Source organism: Tunturiibacter lichenicola (assembly GCF_051013355.1).
Taxonomy (GTDB): domain Bacteria; phylum Acidobacteriota; class Terriglobia; order Terriglobales; family Acidobacteriaceae; genus Edaphobacter; species Edaphobacter lichenicola_F.
Genome location: NZ_CP132944.1, coordinates 1,813,706 through 1,838,030, shown reverse-complemented (window position 1 = coordinate 1,838,030; position 24,325 = coordinate 1,813,706). Strand labels below are relative to the sequence as shown.

16 protein-coding genes are annotated in these 24,325 nt (G+C 56.1%); 4 read left to right on the top strand and 12 right to left on the bottom strand.

Features of this window, described 5'->3' with window-relative positions:
• The first annotated feature begins 2 nt into the window (after positions 1 to 2).
• Entirely contained in the window at positions 3 to 782 is a 780-nt protein-coding gene (locus tag RBB82_RS07850; protein ID WP_433974564.1) for a ThuA domain-containing protein, read from the top strand.
• Positions 783 to 786: 4 nt separating this feature from the next.
• Positions 787 to 1,551, top strand: a complete 765-nt coding sequence (locus RBB82_RS07845) for a ThuA domain-containing protein (protein WP_433974563.1) — start codon at positions 787 to 789, stop codon at positions 1,549 to 1,551.
• A gap of 99 nt (positions 1,552 to 1,650) precedes the next feature.
• Here RBB82_RS07845 and RBB82_RS07840 read toward each other — a convergent pair whose 3' ends face one another.
• The 6 genes from RBB82_RS07840 to RBB82_RS07815 all read right to left on the bottom strand — a co-directional run bounded on the left by RBB82_RS07840 (position 1,651) and on the right by RBB82_RS07815 (position 12,407).
• Complete coding sequence (locus RBB82_RS07840) at positions 1,651 to 3,627, bottom strand: ATP-binding protein (RefSeq protein WP_433974562.1); 1,977 nt, start codon at positions 3,625 to 3,627, stop codon at positions 1,651 to 1,653.
• 78 nt (positions 3,628 to 3,705) lie between these two features.
• On the bottom strand, positions 3,706 to 5,043 hold the full coding sequence (locus RBB82_RS07835) for an extracellular solute-binding protein (protein ID WP_433974561.1): 1,338 nt from the start codon (positions 5,041 to 5,043) through the stop codon (positions 3,706 to 3,708).
• A 336-nt stretch (positions 5,044 to 5,379) separates the two neighbouring features.
• Positions 5,380 to 6,726 carry an extracellular solute-binding protein gene (locus RBB82_RS07830; RefSeq protein ID WP_433974560.1) on the bottom strand — a complete coding sequence of 449 codons (1,347 nt, stop codon included), beginning with the start codon at positions 6,724 to 6,726 and terminating at the stop codon, positions 5,380 to 5,382.
• A gap of 355 nt (positions 6,727 to 7,081) precedes the next feature.
• Positions 7,082 to 8,611 (bottom strand): GTPase HflX, encoded by a 1,530-nt coding sequence (gene hflX / locus RBB82_RS07825; protein WP_433974559.1) that lies wholly within the window; start codon positions 8,609 to 8,611, stop codon positions 7,082 to 7,084.
• Between the two features lie 124 nt (positions 8,612 to 8,735).
• Positions 8,736 to 9,860, bottom strand: a complete 1,125-nt coding sequence (locus RBB82_RS07820; protein WP_433974558.1) for an aminotransferase class I/II-fold pyridoxal phosphate-dependent enzyme — start codon at positions 9,858 to 9,860, stop codon at positions 8,736 to 8,738.
• Between the two features lie 96 nt (positions 9,861 to 9,956).
• Positions 9,957 to 12,407 (bottom strand): winged helix-turn-helix domain-containing protein, encoded by a 2,451-nt coding sequence (locus tag RBB82_RS07815; RefSeq protein ID WP_433974557.1) that lies wholly within the window; start codon positions 12,405 to 12,407, stop codon positions 9,957 to 9,959.
• Positions 12,408 to 12,517: 110 nt separating this feature from the next.
• Here RBB82_RS07815 and RBB82_RS07810 point away from each other — a divergent pair, with 110 nt between their 5' ends.
• Positions 12,518 to 13,465 (top strand): aspartyl protease family protein, encoded by a 948-nt coding sequence (locus RBB82_RS07810; RefSeq protein ID WP_433974556.1) that lies wholly within the window; start codon positions 12,518 to 12,520, stop codon positions 13,463 to 13,465.
• 146 nt (positions 13,466 to 13,611) lie between these two features.
• Here the strand turns inward: RBB82_RS07810 and RBB82_RS07805 are convergent, their stop codons facing one another.
• Positions 13,612 to 14,583: an MBL fold metallo-hydrolase gene (locus RBB82_RS07805; protein ID WP_433974555.1), complete on the bottom strand. Its 972-nt coding sequence runs from the start codon at positions 14,581 to 14,583 to the stop codon at positions 13,612 to 13,614.
• Between the two features lie 389 nt (positions 14,584 to 14,972).
• Entirely contained in the window at positions 14,973 to 18,404 is a 3,432-nt protein-coding gene (locus tag RBB82_RS07800) for a TonB-dependent receptor domain-containing protein (RefSeq protein WP_433974554.1), read from the bottom strand.
• A gap of 1,065 nt (positions 18,405 to 19,469) precedes the next feature.
• Between RBB82_RS07800 and RBB82_RS07795 the strand changes: the two genes are divergently transcribed.
• Complete coding sequence (locus tag RBB82_RS07795) at positions 19,470 to 19,985, top strand: hypothetical protein (RefSeq protein ID WP_433974553.1); 516 nt, start codon at positions 19,470 to 19,472, stop codon at positions 19,983 to 19,985.
• A gap of 35 nt (positions 19,986 to 20,020) precedes the next feature.
• On the opposite strand, the gene RBB82_RS07790 is transcribed toward RBB82_RS07795, so the two are convergent.
• The 4 genes from RBB82_RS07790 to RBB82_RS07775 all read right to left on the bottom strand — a co-directional run bounded on the left by RBB82_RS07790 (position 20,021) and on the right by RBB82_RS07775 (position 24,309).
• Positions 20,021 to 20,758, bottom strand: coding sequence for a succinate dehydrogenase/fumarate reductase iron-sulfur subunit (locus tag RBB82_RS07790; protein WP_433974552.1), 738 nt, complete (start codon positions 20,756 to 20,758; stop codon positions 20,021 to 20,023).
• Positions 20,759 to 20,772: 14 nt separating this feature from the next.
• On the bottom strand, positions 20,773 to 22,587 hold the full coding sequence (locus RBB82_RS07785; RefSeq protein WP_433974551.1) for a fumarate reductase/succinate dehydrogenase flavoprotein subunit: 1,815 nt from the start codon (positions 22,585 to 22,587) through the stop codon (positions 20,773 to 20,775).
• Entirely contained in the window at positions 22,588 to 23,373 is a 786-nt protein-coding gene (locus tag RBB82_RS07780) for a succinate dehydrogenase (protein WP_433974550.1), read from the bottom strand.
• Between the two features lie 630 nt (positions 23,374 to 24,003).
• Complete coding sequence (locus RBB82_RS07775; protein ID WP_433974549.1) at positions 24,004 to 24,309, bottom strand: hypothetical protein; 306 nt, start codon at positions 24,307 to 24,309, stop codon at positions 24,004 to 24,006.
• Positions 24,310 to 24,325 lie beyond the last annotated feature (16 nt).

Below are 24,325 nucleotides of genomic sequence, written 5' to 3'. Positions count from 1 at the left end.
CTATGCCGCGTCTCCGCAACTTCCATTTCGCTGCGCTTCTGATGCTGGCGTTCTTCTCGACGGTTCCCTCGCGCTCACAGTCCGCGGCACCGGTTCGGTACCGCGTGATTGCGCTGGCGGAGGCCGGCAATGGCGTGCACCAAGGCTTTGTGGATGCCGCGCTCGCGTTCCTGGAGAAGACGGGAGCGAAGGAAGGGTTCGCGGTGGACTATATTCGCACGACAGATCCGATCACGGATGATTATCTGGCGCAGCATAAGCTGTTCGTGCAGTTGAATTATCCGCCGTACCGGTGGACGCCGGTGGCAGAGGCAGCGTTCAAGAAGGCGATGGAGCAGGGAACGATGGGCTATGTTGGGTTTCATCATGCAACCCTGCTGGGGAAGTTTGACGGGTTCGAGATGTCGCCGTTCTTTTACGACTTCATGGGCCGGATCCAGTTCAAGAGCTATATTCCGGAGTTTGCGACGGGCACGGTTCATGTGGAGGCTCCGCGGCATCCGGTGATGAAGGGACTTCCGAAGAGCTTTGTGATCGAGAACGACGAGTGGTACACGTACGACCGGTCTCCGCGACCGAGTGTGCATGTGCTGGCAAACGTGGACGAAGGAAGTTATCAGCCGGCGACTGAGGTAAAGATGGGGGATCACCCGGTCGTGTGGAGTAATGAACACTACAAGGCCCGGAACGTCTACTTCCAGTTCGGCCATCATGGAGAGCTGTTGGGCAACGGGAACTTCCAAGAGCTGTTTCTGAATGCAATTCACTGGGCGGCGGAATAAGGGAATGCGTTTTTTTCTGAGAGCGGCTGCGATTTTTGTCATCGCATTTGTGGTGATGTCGAGCGCACACGCGCAAAATGCACCGTTTCGCGTACTCGCGTTCTGGACTACGGAGGGCGAGGTGGATCACTCGGACTTTGCACGCCAGGCGATTGAGTTCTTTACCGAGGCTGCGATGCGGGACCACTTCGAGTTTCGCGCAACCACCGACTGGAAGGAGATGAACCCGGAGACTCTGGCGAAGACGCAAGTGGTGGTGTGGCTGAACGGACAACCTGATACTTCGGAGGAACGCGCGGCGTTCGAGAGCTATATGGGCAATGGGGGTGGATGGATGGGAACCCACGTTGCGGGCTATAACGACAGCAGCACGACGTGGCGCTGGTTTGTGGAATTCCTGGGCGGGGCGGTGTTCTTCGCGAACAACTGGCCTCCCCTTCCTGCAACGCTGCACGTTGATGACCCGTCACATCCGGTAGTGAAGGGATTACCACGCAACTTTGTGGCGCCTGCGAACGAGTGGTATGTGTGGAAGCCCTCCGCGCGGGCGAATCCCGCGGTGAAGGTGTTGGTGACGCTGGATCCTTCGAACTATCCGCTGGGTTTCAAAGATCGTCTGCTCTCGGGAGATTGCCCGCTGGTATGGACGAACACGAAATACAGGATGTTGTATCTGAACATGGGCCACGGCGACAAGGTGATGAGCACTCCGGAGATACGCACGCTCTTTGAGAACTCGCTGTTGTGGCTGGGCAGGCCGTGGAATTAGGTGGCTTGTGGCGCGAGTGCGATCACATGGCTACGTCGTGGCATCAGGCCGAGGCAGCTCCCATCACGACTTCGCCCGTTCCTTGTTGCCGAGCGTGCCTCAGCCGGCGGGAGGTGAAGATGCGTTTACTTCGCAGGGCAACGTGAACTGAAATGTTGCTCCACGGACCGTGTTGGCACTCGCCCACAAGCGGCCACCGTGCGATTCAATAATCCTGCGACTGATGGAGAGTCCCATACCGGTTCCCTGCGGCTTCGTGGTGAAGAAGGCAGCGAATAGATTCTCACGCCCTTCGACCGGAAGACCGCTGCCTGAATCACTTACCGCTATGAGGATTTCACCATCTTCAGTTCTTCGCGAGATTACGGTCAGCTCCCCCTCGGTGTCTTTCATTGCCTCGATGCCGTTGAGCATGAGGTTCATCAGTACCTGTTGAAGCTGTACGCGGTCCGCGGCGATCATCGGCAGTCCCGAGTCGAGTTTTGTGAGGATCGAGATCGAGTTACGGTTCGCCGCATCCCGTAACAGGGCAATCATTTCCTGAATGATTTTGTTTACGTCGACAGGTTCCCGCTTCGCCGAATCTCCCCGGTAGAGCGAGCGAACCCGCTCAATGATGTCGGAGGCGGTTGTGACGTCCCTTGCGACTCTCGCCGCCGACCAGGTCGCTTTGTCGATGTCAGGAGTCTCGCGGTGCAGCCACCGTACACAAGCCGTGGCATTCGCCGCTGCGGCCGCGATCGGCTGCCTGATCTCGTGGGCCAGGGATCCAGCAAGCTCACCCATCATGCTGATACGGTTCAGTTGCGCAAGGTCCGCCTCGAGCTGATTCAGCCGCTGGCGCTCTTCCTCCGCGCGTTTGCGGTCCTCGATTTCGATACCAGATCCATACCATTTGACAATATTTCCTGCCTCGTTCCGCAGCGGGACATTACGGATCAGAAACCAGCAATATTTCCCGTCCGCCCGCCGCACACGGACCTCGTCCTCGCTCTGTCGTCCGTCCTTCACCGCTGCTCGCCACTCGGCGAGCAACCGGGCACTATCGTCGGGGTGAATCACGGATCTGTTCCAACCCCCTATATCTTCAGGAGGTATACCTACGAACTGCTGTAAACGGTCGTTGATGAAATCAACCTCGCCATCAGGCGATGTTCTCCAGATGAGCGCCGGAACCGCGTTGATGACGTCACGAATCTCTTGTTCACTCCTCCGGAGGTTCTCATAGAGCTGCTGAAGGTTGATGGATGTCTGGTTGAACACTCGCGAGAGATGAGCGAGTTCGTCTCGGCCTTGCACAGAGATCTGCTGACCAAATTCGCCCTTTGCGAGACCGGAGGTTCCGTCGACCAGGGATCTCAGAGGGCGAGTGATGCTCTGCGTGATACTGAATCCCAGGAGAGCCGTAACAATGATTGTCAGGCCCCCTATGGCGGGCAAGATGAATAGAGTTCGAACCTGCGCACTCTCAATTTCGCCAGCCGCTTCTAAACGTTTGTTTTGTAGATCACGGCTTGCGGTGGCCACTAGTTCAGCACTCAGGCTCTCAAAGGGTTCGAGCGGTTGTTCGATCCGCTGGCGCAGGGCCTCCCAATCTCCTACGGATGCGAGGGCAGCAAGCGAATCAACTTGCGAAGGCAGTAAACCTTGAATCGTCTCGAGTGTGGGTAAGACGGTGGGATCGAGGATGTTATTTGGGTCGATTCCTCGGAACACTGTTTCGGTCTGTCTCCGGCTATCACTCAGCTGGTTACGCAAGACAGGCGCTTCCTGCAGCAAGCGTGCAAGATCCCGAGCTTTGACTAATTGTTGCGATTCGTTGTGGAACGAGAGAAGAAACGCGTGGGCGCGCTGTACCTCCATGAACTGCTGGTCCATTTCCTTGAGACGGTTCCCTTGAGTGCGCATCACCCGCGACTGCCAGAGCAGGATGCCTATGGCCACCGACATCAACACGATGATCAGGACAAAGCCGAGCGTCAGCCGGGTGTTGATGCCAACGCGCGAAACGAGTGAGATCATCCGTGCTGGCTTACCCGACGGTAATGTGGATTGCCCTGCTATCGCTTCGTCCATTGCTTATCTTAATGATAACGTCTGCCCCTACAACATCTCTCAATTACAAAAAGGACGGCACCACAGCGATGATCTGCGCTATTTCAGGTTGGATATCCTGGTCTCGGTTGGCTCAGCAGGGCCTTTGACGAAACCGGTGATGCGCTCGAGTTCCGCCTCCAGCTCAGCAGCGGCAACGCGAGCGCTCTTCTTCCGCGTCAGTACGGAATGCACTGCCTGGGCATAAGCATGCGAAACGTCATCATAGTTCCTACCCACCACCGTAGAAGGACGACTCACAATCCTTTCTCCTACAGGTTGGCTAGCCGATATCGATCGCGAGTATGCCTTCAAAACGGTAGGCAGACGGTAGACTTCAGCCCCAGTGGGCAACTTGGCACCTGTGCTGGCAGCCTCCAGCGCTGACTCCTGGTGCAACAGGAATCTCACCAGCGCGATAGCTTCTCGTTGGTGCTTCGACCCTTTCGATATTCCTATGCCAAACCCGCCGAGGGTTCCGACGGCCAGACCTCCCGACGGGACGCTTGTCACACCCACCTCCCCATCAATCATTGACTTCGCAGGGTTGGTGAGAAAGTAGTCAGACGTCCAGCCACGCCCGAAGGCTGCCTTGCCTGAGTTTTGGAAATGATTGATGGAATCCCATTCCTCGTACGCAGTAATACCCGGAGGCGATATCCAACCGATCCAGCGCGCGGCGCGTTGCCATGCACGGATAGCATTCTCATTGTTGACACTAATCGTTCGGTTCGCTTCGATAATCCTTCCGCCACCTTCCGACACTTGCCATTCCAAAGCCAAACAAGTGAGGCATTCGTCTGCTGCTCCTGGCCATACAAACCCCCAAAAATCCTTCTCACCAGCGGCTCGCTCTCCTTGCTGAATCCGGAAAGCCATCCTCTCCAGTTCGGGCCAGGTTTGAGGTGGGGTGTGGTACCCATATTTGGTTAACAGGTCCGTGCGGTACAAAAGCACACCAACATAAGGGCGATACGGAATAGCAACAAGTCTGTTATTCACCGTATAGCTTTTGACCAAGTCAGAATCGGAAGCGGAAAGTTCTGAACTGAAGAAGGGCCTCAAATCAAGGAGTGCGTCATCCAGAAGTCCAGACCAGATGACGTCGATACCAAGTACATCTGGCGTATCCTTTTCCGCAAGCAGCTCCTGGGTGAGCTTCAGCTGTCCTTCCGAGGTTTCGGGAGCGGGCAGGTGTTTCACCTTAATCCCTGTTTCTTTCTCGAATTGCCGTAGAAGTCCTTCAGAGTTGAAACGTCGTTGCGACCGGTCGTGCGACCACTCCGGATCCATGTAGGTAATCGTGACGGGCTTCGGGGTAGCGCGATTGCAGCCTGGCAACCACTCAAAAAGCGTTGAACATAGCCCTGCGATCACGTCTCGGCGTGTTGGAAGCATGTACACCTGTCTAAAAAGGCTCAGCAGTAGTCAATTGCGACTCGATCCGTGGGCGATGTCGAGGTCTTTTTACGTCGCAATCAGTCTTCGCGGCTCGCATATGCCCTGTGTTCGGACAGCTCCGAGTCGTGATACTAGCAATTGCGGAGAGCTGAATAAATTACATATTCCTTGTACCCAGGCGAAGGCCCGGCATCTGGCCGAGCCTTTGTCCTAATTCACGCCATTCGCGCTGCTTTTTCCGACGGTGATGCGCCACCTTCTGGCTACGCTGTCGCTAGCTGGAATGTCCGTCCCTACAACACACATCTCAACGATAAGAGAGACACCGCACCATTATTTGGCGCCATCCACGCGAGATATGCTCGTGCCCAATGCTTCAGGCGGCCCTTTGGGGAAACGTGTGATGCGTTCGAGTTCCGTCTCCAACTGAGCAGCAGATGCGGGAGCGCTTTTCTTTCCTGTCAGTACAGAATGCACTGCCTCCGCATACGCGTGCGAGACGTCCTCATACTTCCTGCCTGCCACCATAGAAGGACGACTCACGATGCCGTCACCTAAAGGGTGATTTGACGGTATCGATCGCGAGTATGCTTTGAGCAGTGTTGGCAGGCGATAGAATGCAATTCCCGCAGGTAACTGAGCGCGCGCACTAGCAGCCTCCAGCTCATACTCATTGCGCAAGAGGAATTTCACTAATGCGATAGCCTCTCGTTGGTGCTTCGACCTTCCTGAAATTCCAAGCCCAAACCCGCCTAAGGTTCCTACGCCAATCTTCCCTGCGGGAACGCTGGTCAAACCCATTTTTCCGTAAAGCATCGATACAGAAGGGTTAGTGATGAAGTAGTCAGAAGTCCAGCCGAGCCGGAATGCCGCTTTGCCCGATTCTTCGAAATAGTTGACGGTGTCCAATTCTTCGTAGGAAGTAACGCTCGGAGGGGAGATCCAGCCGATCCAGTGCGCGGCACGTTGCCATGCGCGTACTGTATTCTCGTTGTTGACGCTGACTGTTCGATTCGTTTCGAGAATCCTTCCCCCGCCCTCCGAGGCTTGCCATTCCAAGGCCAAACAAGTCAGACTTTCATCTGCTGCCCCCGGCCAGACAAATCCCCAAAAATCCTTGTTGCCAGCAGCGCGCTCTCCTTCCTGAATGCGGAAAGCCATCTTCTCTAGTTCGGACCAGGTTTGAGGTGGGATGAGATAGCCATACTTTGTCAGCAGGTCAGTTCGGTAATAAAGCACATTGACGTGAGGGTGATAGGGAATAGCAAGGACTCTACCCTTTACCGTATAGGGTGAAACGAGATCAGGCTCGGCGGCAGAGATTTCCGAACTGAAAAAGGGCTTCAAATCAAGGAGTGCGTCATCCAGAAATCCAGACCAAACGACGTCTATGCCGAACACATCTGGTGTGTCCTTTTCACCAAGGAGTTCCCGTATGAGCCTTAATTGTCCCTGAGAGGTTTCGGGTGCGGGAAGGTGTTTCACCCTGATCCCCGTTTCACTCTCGAACTGCCGCAGGGCTGTTTCGGATAGATGCTTTCGTTGCAGCTGTTCGTCCACCGACTCAGGATCCATGAACAGAATGGTTACCGGTTCCGGCCTGGGACGGTGACAGCCCAAACCGCAGTCAAGAAGAATCGAACCCAACCCGGCAATCACGTCTCGACGAGTGGTAAGCATGTACACCTTCAAGACATCATAAGGGTAGCAAGTGCAGGACAGGGCCGGATGGTCACATCGCGCTCACGAATCGACCTAGCTTCAAATTAGCACCAGATGCCTGTCGTCGAATCAGCGAGGGCACCCCTGAAGTCAAGGCTTCGATGCTCCTTCCCAAAATGAAGCCTCAAAAATCCAGTTCGGCCCTCCAACTACTAGTTCCTCCCGGTTGACGAGAAAACCGGACATTGCCGCCAAGGAGGGTAAGGTTCGGTTTGCCGAGCATCCGCCCAGAACGCGAGTAGCAGTCCCTACCAGTCTGAAAGCTCCATCGCCAGGCTGGGGAAACCTCTGTTTCTGCGTTCGATGACGAAACTTATGTTTGCCTGGTCCGTAAGCGCTGGTTGGAAAGATCATGTTTATCGCGGAAACGGCGGTACCGGTCAAGAAGGGATGCTGGTCCGCGGGCTCGGAGAAAGACGAGGTTTCCTTCGAAGCGTTTCTCGTCGATGATAGCTCCGCCTTCGAGCGAGGCGAGTATGGAGCCTTCGGATTGCGGGAGCCGAAAGCTGGATTCGACGACCGGGTCGATCACGAGCGCGGCATCGATGGCAGTCAGGAGTTGCTCAAGGCCGGTGTGCTGAAGCGAGGAGACGGGAATCGCGTCGCGATGACTGGAGAGGTGGGCGAGTTCGTGGGGCGGGACGAGATCGACCTTGTTCAAGACCTGGATGACGGGCTTGGTTGAGAGTGCGAGCTCGGCCAAGACTTTTTCGACCTGAGTTTTCTGCTCTTCGTGCATAGGACTGGCGGCGTCCTGGACGTGGAGAAGAATTTCGGCTCGCTCAACCTCTTCGAGGGTGGCGCGGAAGCTCGTAACGAGTGTGTGGGGAAGGTTGCGGATGAAGCCGACGGTATCGGAGAGCAGGATCTTGCGGCGGGAAGGAAGCTGCAGCTGCCGGAGTTTGGGATCGAGAGTGGCGAACATGCGGGCCGATTCGAGCACACCGGCGTCGGTGAGGGCATTGAAGAGGGTGCTCTTGCCGGCGTTGGTGTAGCCAACGAGGGCGACCACGGGGACGGGGACTGCTTCGCGGCGCTGCCGCTGCTGATGGCGGATGCGGCGCACGGCGTTGAGTTGGGTCTTGATGTGGTCAATGCGAAGGTTGATTTTGCGGCGATCGGTCTCGAGCTGGGTCTCGCCCGGGCCGCGGGTTCCGATGCCGCCGCCAAGCTGGGACATGGCGCGACCGCGTCCCGCGAGGCGGGGCAACTGGTATTCGAGCTGCGCGAGTTCTACCTGAAGCTGGCCTTCGCGGGTCTTGGCATGGCGGGCGAAGATGTCGAGGATGAGCTGCGAACGGTCGATGACGTGGCAGGGTAGCCGGGATTCGATGTTGCGGAGTTGTGAGGGGGTGAGGTCGTGGTCGAAGAGAACAAGCGACGCGTTGGTGGAGGCGACGACGTCAACAATTTCGTCGAGTTTGCCCTGGCCGACGAGGCTGGAGGGGTCGGGCCTCTGACGGCGTTGGACGAGGGTGGCGGCAATGGTCGCACCGGCTGATCGGGCGAGTTCCTCGAACTCTGCGCGTCTGACATCGAAGTCGAGGGTAGAGGCTGCTTGGTCCGGGAGGTCTTCTTCTCCAGCAACGACAGCGGCCGCAGTGCGGGCAAGCCGAGCGGCTGCGGTAAGCTGCTTGCGCTTGCGAAGTTCTTCGGTGAACTCGACCACGACAATCACGGCAAGTTCCTGCTGAGTTTGCGAGGTACGGAGTTCGCGGGCGAGGAGTGCCGCGTCCTGGGCCTCACTTGCTTCGACAAGACTACGACGGACTGTCTTTCCGCGATTCCGGCGTGATTGCGCCTGATCCGGGGTGCCGTCAAGCGAAGCCTTCTTGCTGGTCAAAGTTTTCTCAATTCAGGGTTGGGTTTCCGACCGACTCTCATAATGATACTGGCGAAGATCACTTCTTCTCGTTTAAGCGTCGCTAAAGTGCGCGCCGATGCAATTATTCGTTCGGCGAGCCCCATTACGCTGTCACCATCTTCGCCGACCAGCTCTTCACGAACGCTCCGAAACGGTCGAGCGCCTTGGAGAAATTGTCTCCGGCGGCGGCGAAGCCCAGGCGGAAATGCGAGGGCACATCGAAGCAATCGCCGGGGGCTAGCAGGATCCCATGCTCGGTGGCGGCCTGGCAGAACCGGCGGTCGCTCTCTCCGCTGACCAGCCACGGGAAGGCGGTCATGCCGCCTTGCGGCGGAATCCAGCCGAGTACGTCGCGATGGTCAGCCATGAAGCGCTCGAGGAGCTTGAGATTGCGGGTGGCGGCTTCTTGCGTCTTCCCGAGCACGACGTCACGTTTGCGGATTGCGATCTCCGAAAGAATTTCTCCCGTGGTGCTGTTGCAGATGGAGAAGTAGGCGCGCGCGTTCCAGTATTGCTGGCGGCGTTTGGCATCGTGCTCGATCATCCATCCCGTACGCACTCCGGCAATCGAAAATGCCTTTGAGAGATCAGCGATCACGGTGGCGTGGGGCAGGCGCGCTGCCGATTTCGTTTGCCTTCCGTGGTAGATGGGATGGTAGACCTCGTCACTGATCAGCTGGATTCCGCGCTCGGCGGTGAAGTCGTGCAGGGCTTCCATTTCAGCGTCGCCGATGGTCGCGCCCGTCGGGTTGTGCGGGCTGTTGACCAGAATCAGCTTGGTCTTCGAGTCGACGAGTCGCTTGATCTCGTCGGGGTCGATGCGGAATCCATTCTCGCGGCGCAGGCGATAAAAGCGGGTTTCCAGGCCAAGAGATTCCGGTAGCGCCGAGAAAGTCGTGAATCCAGGTTGCGGGATGATGACGTTCGCGCCGGGCTCGGCTGCCAGCCACATCAAGGCGACGAGCGCCTCGGAGGCGCCTGTGACGATTTGCACCGACTCTACCGGGACACTCTGCATTTCAGCGATCGCCTCACGCAGGCTGTCGGCGCCAGCGGGGCGGCCGTAGACCAGATTGTGGTTCAGGAAGCGGTGGCGCGTTTCGTCGTCGGCGAGAGCGAGGATGTCGTTTACGGTCCAGGTCGGCCCGGTGCTCGCAGCGAGATTGAATTCTATGCCGTGTTCGTACTGGTCGAGCCAGGCGTCGAGCAAGAAGGGCTTGAGTTGCATGTAGGCACCTCAGAAGAGAAGTTGACTCCTGGTATAGATTCTGCAAGCCAGGGGGCGGATGATTTTTTAGTTTACGAGCCGATGAGAATCCAGCAATCATTGAAGCTTCGCGTACTCTGCCTTGGCCTGTTTCAGGACCGGAATGTCCTGGTCTGCGTCTTTCCACAGGGTGAAGAAATCCAGATAGGCCGCACGGGATTTGTCGGTATCGCCTTGCAATGTGTATGCGCGGGCTAGTCCGAGATGGGCAAGTACAAAGAGTGGATTATTTGCGACCCCGGTGGGATGGGCGAGAAATTTCTGAAACTCCGCCGCCGCGTCTGCACCTTGATGGAGAAGCAGATACGCTTGCCCGCGAACGTACACGGGATAAAAATAGGCCCCAAATTCAGCGTTCGATACCTCGGCCAGCTCGTATGGAGCGGCTGCCTTGAGAAACTCGATGGCCTTGGAGGGGTTGTTGCGGTTGATCTCAATGGCTGCCTGGACGGTTGGCAGCCAATAGTTGCCGACGATGGTATCCAATGGAAACTGTTGGTGCACTTCGTCTGCCAACCTCTGTGCTCGAGTGGAATTGCCGGCTCGTGCAAACGCCAACGCTGCAAGAATCTGTATGTCTCGTGTCGACGCAAGAATCAGTGCAGAAGCGCTCTGCTCCTGGGCGTGTGCCGGGTTGCCGAACTCCGCCTCCCGTAGAGCTTCATTCATCTGCCATTGTGCTGCCGTCTCTTTAAGGTCATTCAGGGTGGCGGATTCGACGGCACGCTTGGAGAGGTCCCGAGCCTTTTTGAGATGTCCGAAGAACGCCTCAGTGTCAGATTGAAAGGAGAGCAAAACATCTGCCACACCTGGCTCATTCGCGGCCGAATTCGCCTGGAGCTCCATTTCCGTCTTATCGCGTTCGAGGAAGGCGACCCCATACATATTTGCATGCAGGTCGCTGCTTTCGGGCTTGCGCTTGATGCCCTCCTGATACGCAGCTCTCGCCTTATCCAATTGATTCAGGTAGGCATAGCCTTGCATGAGATTGAAATAACCACCGCTGCTATCAGGATCGAGGCGTACACTCTCAACGGTTTCTGCCAGTGATTTTTCATCTTGTCCCACTAAGCCGTAGCTGTATCCGGACATAAAGTGAGCGTTGGCGTCCCTCGGGTAAGATTTGGTCCACAACTGACAGATTTCGATACTCTTCTCGATCTCTCCGGTGACGATATCGTAATACGCGGAGGAGATGTCGTACTTTTCTGGCTCTGTCGCGCGGTTGCGCAACTGAAAAGCTTTTTCGAAGTACTCGAGGGACTTGGCGCGTTCCCCCAGAATCGCGTACGCAGATCCAAGGCTGGCTTGCGCTTCCGCAAAGTTAGGGTCCAGTTCGATAGCTTGTTTAAAGAATGGAATCGCGTCGAGGTTTCCGTTTTGGTCCCAGATCTTCCTGCCTAAACTGTAGGCTTTCAGGGCATCGAAGGAAGAGGTCGTGGCCTGCTCGAGGGGCGTATCGAATCGCTGTACTGACGTGAGCGATTCGCCGAGTTGGTTGCGCAGTTTCGCGGCTACTTTATCGAGCGCGTCGAGAACTTTTTCCTTCCCGTTCGCGTGCGCCTGCTCGAGTGCGAGCGTGTCCCCGCTCTGACAGTTCACGGCATTTAGCCCGATTACGTATTCGTCCCCGATACTTGCGACAGAGCCGGCGATGTAGGCTTTACTCCCGGCACGCTGGCAGACCTCACTGGCGATTTTTGGCGTAAGCACCGTGTTCGGCGGCAGGGTCATGAGCCGGAGTGTTTCGATTACCTTTTGGTCCGAGAGAATATTGAGAAATGGTGATTGGCGCAACGAAACAATGAGCGCCTGCTTGAGTGTGTCGTCGAAGACCGCATTGCCTGTTGAATTGGCGAAGTCGGCCAGCACAACGGTATCGGTCTCTTTGATTGCGTGCGTCTTGCGCTTGTGCAGGAAGACAGCTCCTCCAGCAAACGCGGGAACAAGAATCGCCGCTGCGACCGAGATCCACCACCGTCTCTTTCGTGGGGAGGGTTTAGCCGCAAACTCAACCGGCGAAACGATTGTGCGGCCAGATTCCAGGTCACTCTGCGGCTGCTGCAAATCGGCACCAATGTCCGCTGCCGGGTGGGACAGTCTTCTCTCCACCTCCAACGACTTCGCGACGACCTCTCGCATCGCTCCTGCTTGTTGTAACGTCGCAGCCGGAACCGGGGCCAGGTCACCTTCTTCAGGGACCTGGCGAACCTCAGCGACGAATCTGTATCCCTTTGTTGGAACCGTCTCGATGAGTATTCTGTCGCGCCGATTGTCACCAATGGCACGTCGGAGCAACAGAATCGTGCGCGTCAGGGTATTTTCTTCAACGAACGTGTCGTTCCAGACCGTCTCGAGTAGATAACCTTTTTCGACCAGATGGCCGGCTTTGCTTACCAGCAGCAGAAGCACCCGCAACGCCTTTGGTTCGAGTGCGATCCGTTCTCCCTTCCCGTGAAGGCAGAAGTCTTTCTCGCTTAGCTCGAAGTGCTCGAAAAGATAGACCATACCTACCTTTACTTGCCTGAATAAAAACCTCACAAAAACCAAAGAGAACCCGCAACGACTTTCCTCGCCGTATCCACCAGGCTCATGGGCACCGATCGAGGAGGATCGCCATGCGCTTTCTCACATTCTGCTCCGCTTTCATTACAGTCGGCATATTTTTCTTTCATTTCTCTGCTGCGGCACAAACGGCAGACACAACTTCAGTCCCCATTCGGACGGTGGATGGTACCCCCGTCGTCCAAGTCAGACTCAACGGCAAAGGCCCCTACGACTTTATTCTCGATACCGGATCCAATCGCACCGCTATCCAGCCTCGGATTCTTGCCCAGCTTTCAGTGCCATTGCAGGATCGAGTTGATGTGGATACTGCGCTTGACGGAAGTATTCACGAGCGGAGGGCCATCATCGAGAGCATAAGCGTTGGTGACGTCAGTGTCTCGCAGATGTACGTCGACACCGTTAACTCCAAGCTGTTCAGCCAAAAACATCAACACATTGCGGGTGTTCTCGGTGAAAGCTTTCTCAAACACTTTGACATACTTCTCGATAACGATAAGAAAATACTCGCTCTTGATCGAACATCGCGGCTTGCGGATTCGCTCTCTGGGGAGCGACTGCCCTTTTCTCGCTACGGCGTTCGCAATGGACGTCGTACCCTCGACAGGATCGTCGTCGAGCTGAATATACCCCGTTACCGTCAGCAGTCGCTCCGCTGCCTGGTCGATAGCGGAGCTAGCTCTCCTTTTTTACTTCCTGAAAGAAGTGAAGCTTGGCGTCTGCAGGTTTTAGCCCATCCATCCGGACTGGTAACGCTCAGTGGAGACGGATGCATCGAAGCGGGGATACCCCTGATCGTCGGAGGCAGCGATCTTCGAACAACTGAGTTCTTCTCCTGTAGAAACATGACACGCGAAGCCGCAGACACTGATTGCCTTCTCCCAACAGATCTCTTTAAAAAGATCTTCGTCAGCCACGCGAACTCGTACCTCATCGTCAACCCCAAAAGAGACGCTCCTAAAATGCAGGAACTTGCCGACACCGTTCCATTGGCTCGATGATTGGTGAACTTCCGGCAAACGAGCTTATGAGCAGCTACGAGAAATTGCGCCGAACCGGCTAACGCATTCACCTCTTCAAATCGTGCTAAATCGCCAACTCACTCAACGACGCTCGGTCTATAGCCTCAGGTCGACAAACGTATCCGCTATCGATCATCGGCCGGCGGCCGCATCAGGAACGAAATATTACCCACCTGATAGATCACCTTGCCCACACCCGCTGGTTTTGGTTGCACCTTTCCGGCCTGCACCTTCTCGAACGCGTCCGCAAGATCCTCCAGTACGCTCGGCGGGGCAATAGGCATGTTGTGTGCTCCGAGAACCAGCTTTACCTCCGGCTGTAATGCAGCGATCCTTCCCACCGAGTTGCCATAGGCCGCGAGATCCGTCTCGGGTCGGTATAACCATACCGTTCCGGGATAGTACGTGTCACCCGTGAACAGTAGCCCGTTAGCGCGATCGAACAGGGAGATGGAATCCGGCGTGTGACCCGGCGTGGCTATCACCTCGATGGTTCTGCCGCCCAGGTCGATGCGGTCACCGTCATGCAGCCATATCGTAATCCTCCACGGCCGCGTCCGGTACGCCGCGCGATCGAACCCGGCGGGCAACGAACCGCAGATCTCGCCTGGCGCGATCTCCGCCTGCGCATCTTCCTTCGAACCCTTCGCGTTACGCCGCGTGAACTCAGTGTCCATACCGTACACGGTATCGAACTGCCAGTTGTTCCCCACGTGGTCATCGTGTGTGTGGCTGTTCAAGACGACGATCGGAAGCTTGGTTAGCTTCAACGTCAGAGCCTTCAGGTCGCCGATGCCCATACCTGTATCGAAGAGCAGCGCCCGCGTATTTCCCGCGATCAGGTATCCGATCGTCTCTTCGGACTGGTGTGGCTCGTAGATGGCAAACACATTCGGCGCAACCTTGTAGACCTCGAACCAAGTGTCTGCGATAGGCACGCCTTTCAGCTTCGCGTACTCCGGCCGCGGCAACTGCTTGCACCACGCTGGCTTCTCCGCCGTTCCCTGCGCTCCGGCAAACACGGCCTGCTGCAGCATCCCGGAGCCGATAGCGGCAATCGCCACAACGTGAATTCCCACACCCCGAAACCCCAACATCGCTCCAGTTTCCTCCTGAGTTCGCGTACTCCAGAAACTAACACGGTCGAACGGGATGTCGTCCTACGCACGGACCCTACCGCGCGGAGGCACCGCCCATTCAGACATCAGCATTCCATAACGAAAGATTTGCCATCCACGCAGAACCGCTATTTCATTGCTCCAATACCCAAGGTCGAGAATCTTGGCGGGATCGACAAAGTATGTAGAAGACGGCTTCGCGAACGAAGGAGCGATTGAGGTGTAAGATTATCGAGAGCACGAACTATGGCCATGAGAATGGAATCGACAGCAAAGAGATTCGCGAGTGGAAGTGACCGGTAACTTGAGACTGGAACGACGAAAGGCCCGCCCCCGCGATGGAGGACGGGGCTTTTCTGTTGTTCGAGCTAGAAGAGTATCTTCAAGGCGAATTCAGCATTGAGAGGTTCGCCGGGCCCGATGGTGGGGTTGCCGAGATAGGGTCCAAGCGTTGAGCCGATTGCCCCGACCTCCCCAGTCGATGGGAAACCTACTGGAGCCAGATTCGTGGTGTTGAAGAGATTGTAGATATTTGCTCTGAACTGAGCTTGTACTCGTTCGGTGATCGCTGTCGTCTTGATGACAGAGAGGTCGAACGCCTTGTAGCCGGGATTGTAGTTCTGTCCGCGGCGGGTTGGAGAGTAGGTTCCGGGGGCGGGATCGACGAAGGCATCGGGATTGAACCATTGGACCGAGCCTTGGACGATGGCATGGGAGACGCCGGCTGTGGGATTAGCAATCACCTGTACCGCCCGGTCCGCAAACTCTCCGTTGCCGCTGACATTCGAACTGGCAGTGACGGTGTAAGGCGTGCCGCCGTGGAAGGAGAATCCGGAGTTCAACTCCCAGCCGTGAGTGAGCCGCTCTGGTCCGCGGGAGGCTGGGATTGCGTAGTCGAAGTAGCCGGTGAAGGTGTTGCGAACGTCGAAGTCAGAGTTTCCATACTCTGCCTTTTCATTGGTGGGGTCTTGCGGAACATAAGGCAGAGCGCCGGTTTCATAGTCGAGCGAATGCGACCAGGTGTAGGCCAACTGTGCGGTTAGACCGTGCCATCCCTGGATGCGCAGGCTTGATTGAAGCGAGTTATAGATGGAGCCGAGGTTGCTTCGGGCAGAGTCGATCACGCCGAATGCTGGAAACTGCGTGTTGTAGGGGCGGGTGAGCTGCTGGGGATCGACGCTGCAAGACCCTCCTGGAAGGACATCGGGGGGTGGGCAAGGGTTGTAGGCGCTACCCAGAGCGGCGGCGTTGATGTCGAACAAGCCCATAAGATGAGTTCCCTTTGAGCCAACGTAGCCTATCTGGGCAATGACGGAGTTTGTAATGCTGTGCTGAAGATTCAGGTCAAATATCTGCACGTTGGCGGGCTTGAAGTTTTTGTCAAAGGTGGAGATGCTGATGCTGCCCGGGCCCGCATCGGGAAGGATGCTTGAGGGATTGAAGGCAGGATAGATGTCGGCTCCCGGTTGAATCACCTGGTTGAGACCCTGCGCGTTCACGACCTGGTCGCTGCCGGCAGGATTCTGGCCTGGCCCAAAGACGGCGATGTTTTGCGCGCCGTTATTCTGCAAAATCGATTTCATATAGATGGAGTCGTAGTAAAAACCATAGCCACCGTGAAGGATCGTATTGCCAGTGCTATCCAGTTGATAGGCAAACCCTAATCGCGGGCTTACACCGCTCCAGAACTTGGGATAGATGTTTGCCACGCCCTGCCCTGCGACTGAAAGACCGGTTGCGCTCGATGGGTTGAAGATCGAGAGGTTGGGGTAATCAGAGTGCACAGGACCTTCATAGTCGTAGCGCAAGCCGTAGTTTAAGTTGAAACGTTTGGTGACTTGCCAGGCATCCTGACCGTAGAGGGCAAACGTGTTTACGAAAACCTGTCGCTTGGGATTGCCCTGAACGATACTCGAAGACGTTGGATTCAGGCATCCCGCCAGGAAGTCTGCCAAGAAAAAGACATTGGATGTCGTGTTCAGGTCAGATCCGGGAGCTACTCCCAGGTTCTTTGTAGCTAAAGCAGAACACGGTGTCTGCGGCGCCCCGTCGACAAAGTTTGTCACGTAGTTCCAAGGGCCCTGAGAGCCGTCGAAGTAGATGGTTCCGCGCTGTCCTGTCTGATAGAAGTCGTCAACCTGAGCCTGGCGGATCTCACCGCCGAAATGGAGCTGATGCGCCCCTTTGGTCCAGGTTAAATCGTCGTCAAGGTGGCCGGTGATGTCATTCCTTCCCGAAGGCGCAGTGACACCGGTCGGATCGAATCCGGTGTTGCCAGCGGAAAGGCCATTACTGCTGCTGGTGGGACCGATGACCAAGTGAGGAGAGCCCGGCAGAGCCGGATCGGTGACACCTGTGTTCAAGCCGAGGCCGATGGGATCAAAGCCTGTATCCGCATCACCAAACACCTGGTTGAAATAGCTGACTCCCACAGCGACCTGATTGGCCATCGAAGTGGTAATAATGCGGTTGTAAATCAAAGAGTAGTTTTGAACGTGGATGGGTGCGTTCTCGAAGTACGGCGTCAGGTCGGAGGAGGTGGGCGCGGTCTGCGTGCCTTGACCCACATACCATCTGGCGGAGAGATGATCCTTGTCGGAGAGCGTGAAGTCCAGCTTGATAACTCCGTTGAAACTATGCCCGGTAAGATTGCCTGAGGACTGATAGTTTTCCGGATTCGCAGGTCCGGTGAGTGCAGCGGCTGGCCAGAGACCGCGAAGAGTGCCGTTTCCATACAGCAAATTTGTCGACACGGTGTTATGGGGTACGCCGTAATAATCGAGAAGCGCATATGCAGCAGTCTGATACGCAGCCGATGGTTCGGTGGCGTGATTTTCAGCGCCAATCAAAAAGCTCTGATGCTCGCCACCCAGGAAGAAGAAGAACTTGTTCTTGAGGATGGGGGCGCCAACTGAGAAGCCGTAGTTCTGATTCCGCGATGCGGCCTTGCTGGTTAAGAAGGGGTTCTGCCGCTCAAAGAACTCGTTATGGTTGAAGTAGTAGGCCGAGCCATGAAGCTGGTTAGTGCCCGATTTGATGGTGAGGTTTGCTGTGCCGCCCGGATTGCGGCCAAGCTCGGTCGTCCCCGTGGTGACAAAGGAGAAGTCTTGAATGGCATCGATGGGGAAGATGACGCCCGCTATCGCAGAGACTCCGCCCTGGTTGACTGCGGGAATGTTCCACCAAAGATCGTTGTTGTCCGTGCCTTCGATCTGCCAGTTTACCGCGTTGGATCTGGTTCCGTTCACACTGGCATAGAGCGCGCCGCCGCCGGTGGACAATCCAGCAAATCCTGTGGTTTGAGCGAGCATTTGCGTAAAGTCGCGGCCGCTATTGGGCAGATTCTGCACAACCGTTTCCGGAAGAACTGTAGACTGCACATCCGTCTCAGTATCGAGCGCCAATGCGGCAGCTGTCACCTCCACCGTCTGGCCAGTTGAAGAGAGGGACAGCTTGGCTGAGATTGTGTAACTCGGGCCGGCAACGACCTGTACCTTGTCGTACTTCGCGGTCGCGAAACCCGCAGAACTGATGGTGACGGTGTAGCTGCCCAAAGGCAGATTCGAAAAGTTGAATTCGCCCGAGCTTGAGGACACGGTGTTGTAGGTAAGACTCGTAGCTGTGTCTACGGCAGACACTGCCGCACCGACGACGGCCGCGTCGGTGGAGTCAGTGACGGTGCCTCCAATGCCACCGCGGTAGATCTGGGCGTTGAGCGAAGGCAGGGATGTGATGGTGAAGAAGATGACGGCGAGGCTGTAGAGAACAGCCTGCAGGAGACGTGTTCGTAGTCGTTTCATATGACCTCCAAAGGAAAGCAAAGGATTCGCTGGTCGCCTTGAAGGGTTTTTTTATACTGAACGAAATAGAAGCCAGCTTCGTGGCGGTAGGCTGCGGTGCTTCAATCTATTCCAAAAACCGAACGGCTAATAGAAGTGAGGCGCATCTAAAGAAAGATAAGGCGATAAACGTAATCGTCCTGTGCGAACATTGCAACATTATTTTCGACGTATCCCGGAGACCTCAAAAAAAGCGATTGCTGCCTACTTGAAGGGTTCGGCCTAACAACTCATTTCACGAGGATAGAAATTGGTAGATTCCTGAACATGCTGTTTGCGAATCCGCGTGCAGCTGACTTTGTAAGCCATTGAAAACACAAAGTAGTAGGGACGGTCTCTCGAGCCCAGTTTGCGGCTCCTGTTTCGTAGTGGGTGAAACTGCAGTTCTTCATTGATCTCATCATGTGACTTGGAAATCATCAGGAACCTAAGACGGGTTAGCCACTCTTTGAGCATCAGACTCCCCTACTTGAGCACCAGTGCGATTGCTGTCGAGAGTCGTTCTCAATCTTTCAGTTCGGCTTCCTGCTGCTTTCCGCATGGCCGACGACCGGGAGTTAGGTGACGAGAACGGCGCTGACCAGGACTGATCACCGAGATGTGGAGCTGCAAAGCCCGCCGGGGAGGCTCTAATCAAGTCTGGACTACGCTTAGGGAAAGAAGCATAATGTCGTGGTCAAGAAGGCAGGCGCGATGACCCCGTTGAAGGCCCGTGTCCTTGAGTTGGCGGACGATCTGAATCAATTCTTCGCAGAGGATATTGGAACAATCAGGGATTCTGATCACTGCCGTAGGCTCATTCGCAGACGCGAGGTTGAGGGATTTCAGGACGGTTGGCAATAAACAAAGCGCAGCCGACTACCATGTTCCGTTGGTGCCAGTGTGGTTGCGTTTAATGCGGCGGTTGGATCCAGGCGCAGCTGACTTCCAATCTGGCCGTTGGTGGAATTGCCGGACGGGACAATAGGGTTCGGTTCGCAACATTCACTGTGCGCCTGAGGAAATTGAACATGGAGGGAAAGAGCCATGGAATATAAGGTTAAGCGCATTTCGACAGCTGGGATTGCTGTGGCCATCTCTAAGGCTGAACTCTATCGCTCGCTCAACGAACCGGAAGAGGCAGAGTCGATCTGCCGCGATATCTTGACCATCGAACCGCAGCATCAGCACGCATTGCGTTTACTTGGTCTCGCCCTTACAGATCAGTTCACCGGACGTGGGTCTGATCGTTACCGGGAAACCGAAGAGATCTTTCGGCAACTCAAGGATGCGTACGAGCGCCTCTACTACACTGGGATTCTGCACGAGCGACGCGCAAAAGCCCAGCTCAACGCTGGACAACTACCTCGCTCCCTGGTGGCGCTTTTCGACCATGCTCTACACCATTTTGCAGAGGCTGAGAAAATCCGCCCGGCAGGGAACGACGATGCCATTCTTCGCTGGAATCGCTGCGTGCGGCTACTTCAAAATCCAGCCTATGAATGGGGAGAATTGGAACAGGAGTTGGTTCCCTTTGATGTTCAGGACGCGGGGCCGAGATAGCAAATCTTCCCGGTATTGGGAGAGATGAGTTTCAGTTAGAGGATGCGGAACAGCCGCTTCAGGGGATCGAAGTAACGGTCCACGACGCGCTCTTTGAGCGGGATAATCGCGTTCTCTGTAATTGTGATCGACTCGGGACAGACCTGCCGGCAACAAGTCGTGATGTTGCAGTAACCGATGTTATGCTTGTGCCTCAAATCGCTGACCCGATCTTCGGTGTCAAGCGGATGCATTTCGAGTGCGGCAGCATAGACGAGCAGACGCGGACCGATAAATTCTTCGTACTTGTGGTGTTCTCGCAGAACGTGGCACACGTCCTGACAGAGAAAACACTCGATGCACTTGCGAAACTCCTGCACGCGCTCGACGTCGGCCTGCTGGATGCGCCATGTTCCATCGGCCGCGTCGGGTGGGCGGGGCTTGAATTGCTTGATCGTCTTCTTGGCCCGAAAATTCCACGAAACATCCGTGACGAGATCGCGTATGGGCGGAAACGCGTGCATTGGCTCCACGATGACCGGCACACTCAGGTCGATGGCACTTAGCCGGGTCATGCACATGAGGCTGGGCATGCCGTTGATTTCGGCAGAGCATGATCCACACTTTCCGGCCTTGCAGTTCCATCTCACCGCCAGGTCGGGTGCTTGCTGCGCCTGGATGCGGTGCACCGCGTCCAGAACAACCATGCCTTCCTCCACGGGTGTTGTGTAATCCTGGAGTGCGCCGCCCGCGGAGTCTCCGCGCCAGATGCGAAATGTCGCTGGTGTGGCCATCGCTTCGTCTCCCGCTATTTCATCTCTTCAATCACTTTCTTCAACTCATCCGGCATCGGCGTAAGCGCGCGCTTCTCGACTTGCATCTCACCGTCTGCGCTTCGACTGATGACGATGTTGTACTTTCCCCACTCCGAGTCCTTGTTGGGGAAGTCTTCGCGGAACTGCGCGCCGCGGCTTTCTTTTCGCAGCAGCGCAGCACGGGTAATTGCTTGAGACACGATCATCATGTTTCCGATATCGATCGCCGTGTGCCAGCCGTTGTTGTACTCGCGATTGCCTGCTATGCCTGTTCGCTCTGCTCGCGCGCGTAATTGCCCGATCGCGTCGAGCGCCTGTTGCATTTCACTCTCGACTCGCACGATCCCGACGAGGTCCTGCATGGTTTCCTGCAGGTCGTATTGAATTTGGTATGGGTTCTCACCGGCAGGGCCACGGTCAAAGGGAGCGAGGGCCGCTGTTGCGGTGGTCTGAAGCTCCTCCTCGTCGATCGTTACTGGGCCGTTGGCATTGGCGAATTCTGCGGCAAAGCGCCCCGCACGCCTTCCGAATACAACGAGATCAGAAAGGGAATTTCCGCCCAGGCGATTCGCGCCATGCAATCCTGCTGCCGCTTCCCCCGCAGCGAAAAGCCCCGGCACATTGGACATCTGCGAATCGCCATCGACGCGAATTCCGCCCATCATGTAGTGAGTCGTTGGACCGACTTCCATCGGCTCTTTTGTGATGTCAAGATCGGCAAGCTGCTTGAATTGGTGATACATGCTGGGGAGCTTGCGTTTGATATGTTCCTCTGATTTCGGCATGCGCTCCTTGATCCAGGAAATATCGAGGAAGACACCGCCGTGCGGCGAGCCCCGACCTGCCTTGACTTCGCGATTGATGCACCGCGCAACATGATCCCTGGTGAGCAACTCCGGCGGACGGCGCGCATTCTTATCGCCTTGCGTATACCGCCAGCCTTCTTCTTCAGAGTCCGCAGTCTGCTCCTTATACAGGTCAGGGATGTCGTCGAACATGAATCGGCGGCCTTCGCTGTTGCGCAAGACGCCGCCTTCGCCGCGGACACCTTCGGTTACGAGAATGCCGCTCACGCTGATCGGCCAGACCATGCCGGTGGGGTGAAACTGAACGAATTCCATGTCCTGGAGTTCGGCTCCGGCGCGATACGCCAATGCAAGGCCGTCGCCCGTATATTCCCAACTGTTGCTGGTCACCTTGAAGGCGCGCCCGATACCGCCGGTGGCCAGCACCACTGCCTTCGCCTCCCACAACTGGAAGCGGCCCTTCTCGCGGTCGTATCCGCAAGCTCCTGCAATGCGATTTCCATCGAGGAGCAGGCTGATTACCGTGCACTCCATGTGGACTTCCATTCCAGTATGGATGCCGTGGTCCTGGAGTGTGCGTATCATCTCGAGGCCGGTGCGGTCGCCGACGTGGGCCAACCGGGGGTATCGGTGTCCGCCGAAGTTTCGTTGAAGAATTTTGCCGTCCGTCGTGCGATCGAAGAGCGCGCCCCATGCCTCGAGTTCGAGGACGCATTCCGGAGCTTCTTTAGCGTGGAGTTCGGCCATGCGCCAGTTGTTCAGGTACTGACCGCCACGCATCGTATCGGCGAAATGAACCCGCCAGTTGTCGCGATCGTCGACATTGGCCAGTGCTGCCGCGATGCCTCCTTCGGCCATTACAGTATGCGCTTTGCCGAGTAGCGATTTGCAGACCACGCCCACCTTCGCACCCGCTGCTCCAGCTTCGATGGCAGCGCGCAGGCCTGCTCCGCCAGCTCCAATCACGAGTACGTCGTAGGAGAACCGCTGGAATTCCGGCATCTAGAGAATTCTCCAGTCATGCCAGATGCCCATCGAACAGAGACGGATGTAAATATCGGAAAAAGCAACCCATAGAAGGCTCGCCCAGGCCCACTTCTTATGCCCCGCGTTCAGTCGGCTCACGAAGTTGTAGATCTTGTGGCGAACGAGGTGATCCGAGATCTGGTCAAATGTTCCGCCGATCAGGTGTCGGAATGCATGACACCCGAATATGTATCCAGCCAGGAGCACGACATTCACGACCAAAACGAGGCTCCCAATCCCGATCCCAAATCCCTCAGGAAAAAAGAAAGACCTCAACGCGTCATAGATCAGAAAGCCCCAGACAATGTACGAGAGCCTCAGAAAGTAGCGGTGAAAATTCTGCATAATGAGCGGAAAGGTTCTTTCTCCCAAATAGCTTTTCCGTGGCTCACTCACCGCACATGCCGGAGGATCGGCCCAGAACGATTTGTAATACGCGCCACGGTAGTAGTAGCAGGTCATACGGAACAGGCCTGGAATCCAGAGAATGAACAACGCCGGAGAAAAGGGCAGAAAGTTCGGATACCATCTCGGTTTCGGGCCCAACAAGGCGTGGGGGGAGCTGCCGAAGAGCTCGGGTGAATAAAACGGTGAGATATACGGACCGTAGGTGTAATGGCTGTTCTGGAACGCCGCCCAGTTGGCATAGACGAGAAACGCGCCGAAACCCAATAGGACTGCCGCCGGAGAAAGCCACCAGGCGTCGCGCCGCGATGTTTGGCCAAACTTGCCGTCTTTCCAAACTATGTCGGGAGCTGGCACAAGTCCCTCCACGGCGGAGGGTCATTCGCAGACTGCGCCCTTCCCGCCCCGATGGCATCGGATTGTATAGCAAGAACTCTACGGTCAGCCACCTGCTACGTGGGTCAGGCGGAGTCCGGAGCGACACTCATGCGGAACTGATTCCCGGTTCGGCCCTCCAGCTACCTAATTCCTCCCGACTGACGGGGAACCGGAAGGTATTAACTTAGACGTAGTCCGGTTTACTCAGATGGTCCGCCGCTTGATCTTACGGGGGGCTTGTAGGCAGATTCAGGAGGATCATCAACATGCACGATCGGTTGGTATTGACCTTGGCAAGACGAGCTTTTACCTAGTGGCACTTGGCGATAACGGGCTGAGATTTCTTGTTTGATGAAAAGCAATGTCAATCGAAGATGCGGCTGCGATGACCAACCTAACTTGGCGTCAAGAGCTAGCTCGCAGCTTCATATGTCATGCGGCGTGCGGTAACTCCGTTTCTCCATGTGGAACGGTCTCGCCCACCGGGCTGATCATGGATGCTCCTACTATGAACCTCTACGATTGTCGTCGCTCGCTTGCTGGCCCTTGCGCTGAGAAAGACGAGTCCAAAATTACGTTTCCGAACCGCTGTACAGACGGTGAATTCGCCTAGCTCACGAAGCCTTCAAATGCTTCTCGAACGATGGCCTCGATGGAGGTCACTTCATCGTCGGTCAACTTCTCAAATTCACCTTCGCGCCGCTTGCTACCTAAGTTGCCTTCGTTCAGGCGGACGAACCTGACGAGATTTTCCGCTATTATGTCCCGCATCTCGACCATGTTCATGATGCGCCGCATCGCCTCATCATTGCGGCGCAAGAAGTCGATTTTCTGGGGCAGGTCCTTATCGATAGCGTGCGCAATGCAAGCGTAGAGAAACTCCCCTGCCTCCGTGCAGTCAAAATATCGATACATGTCGGCCGTATCGTCC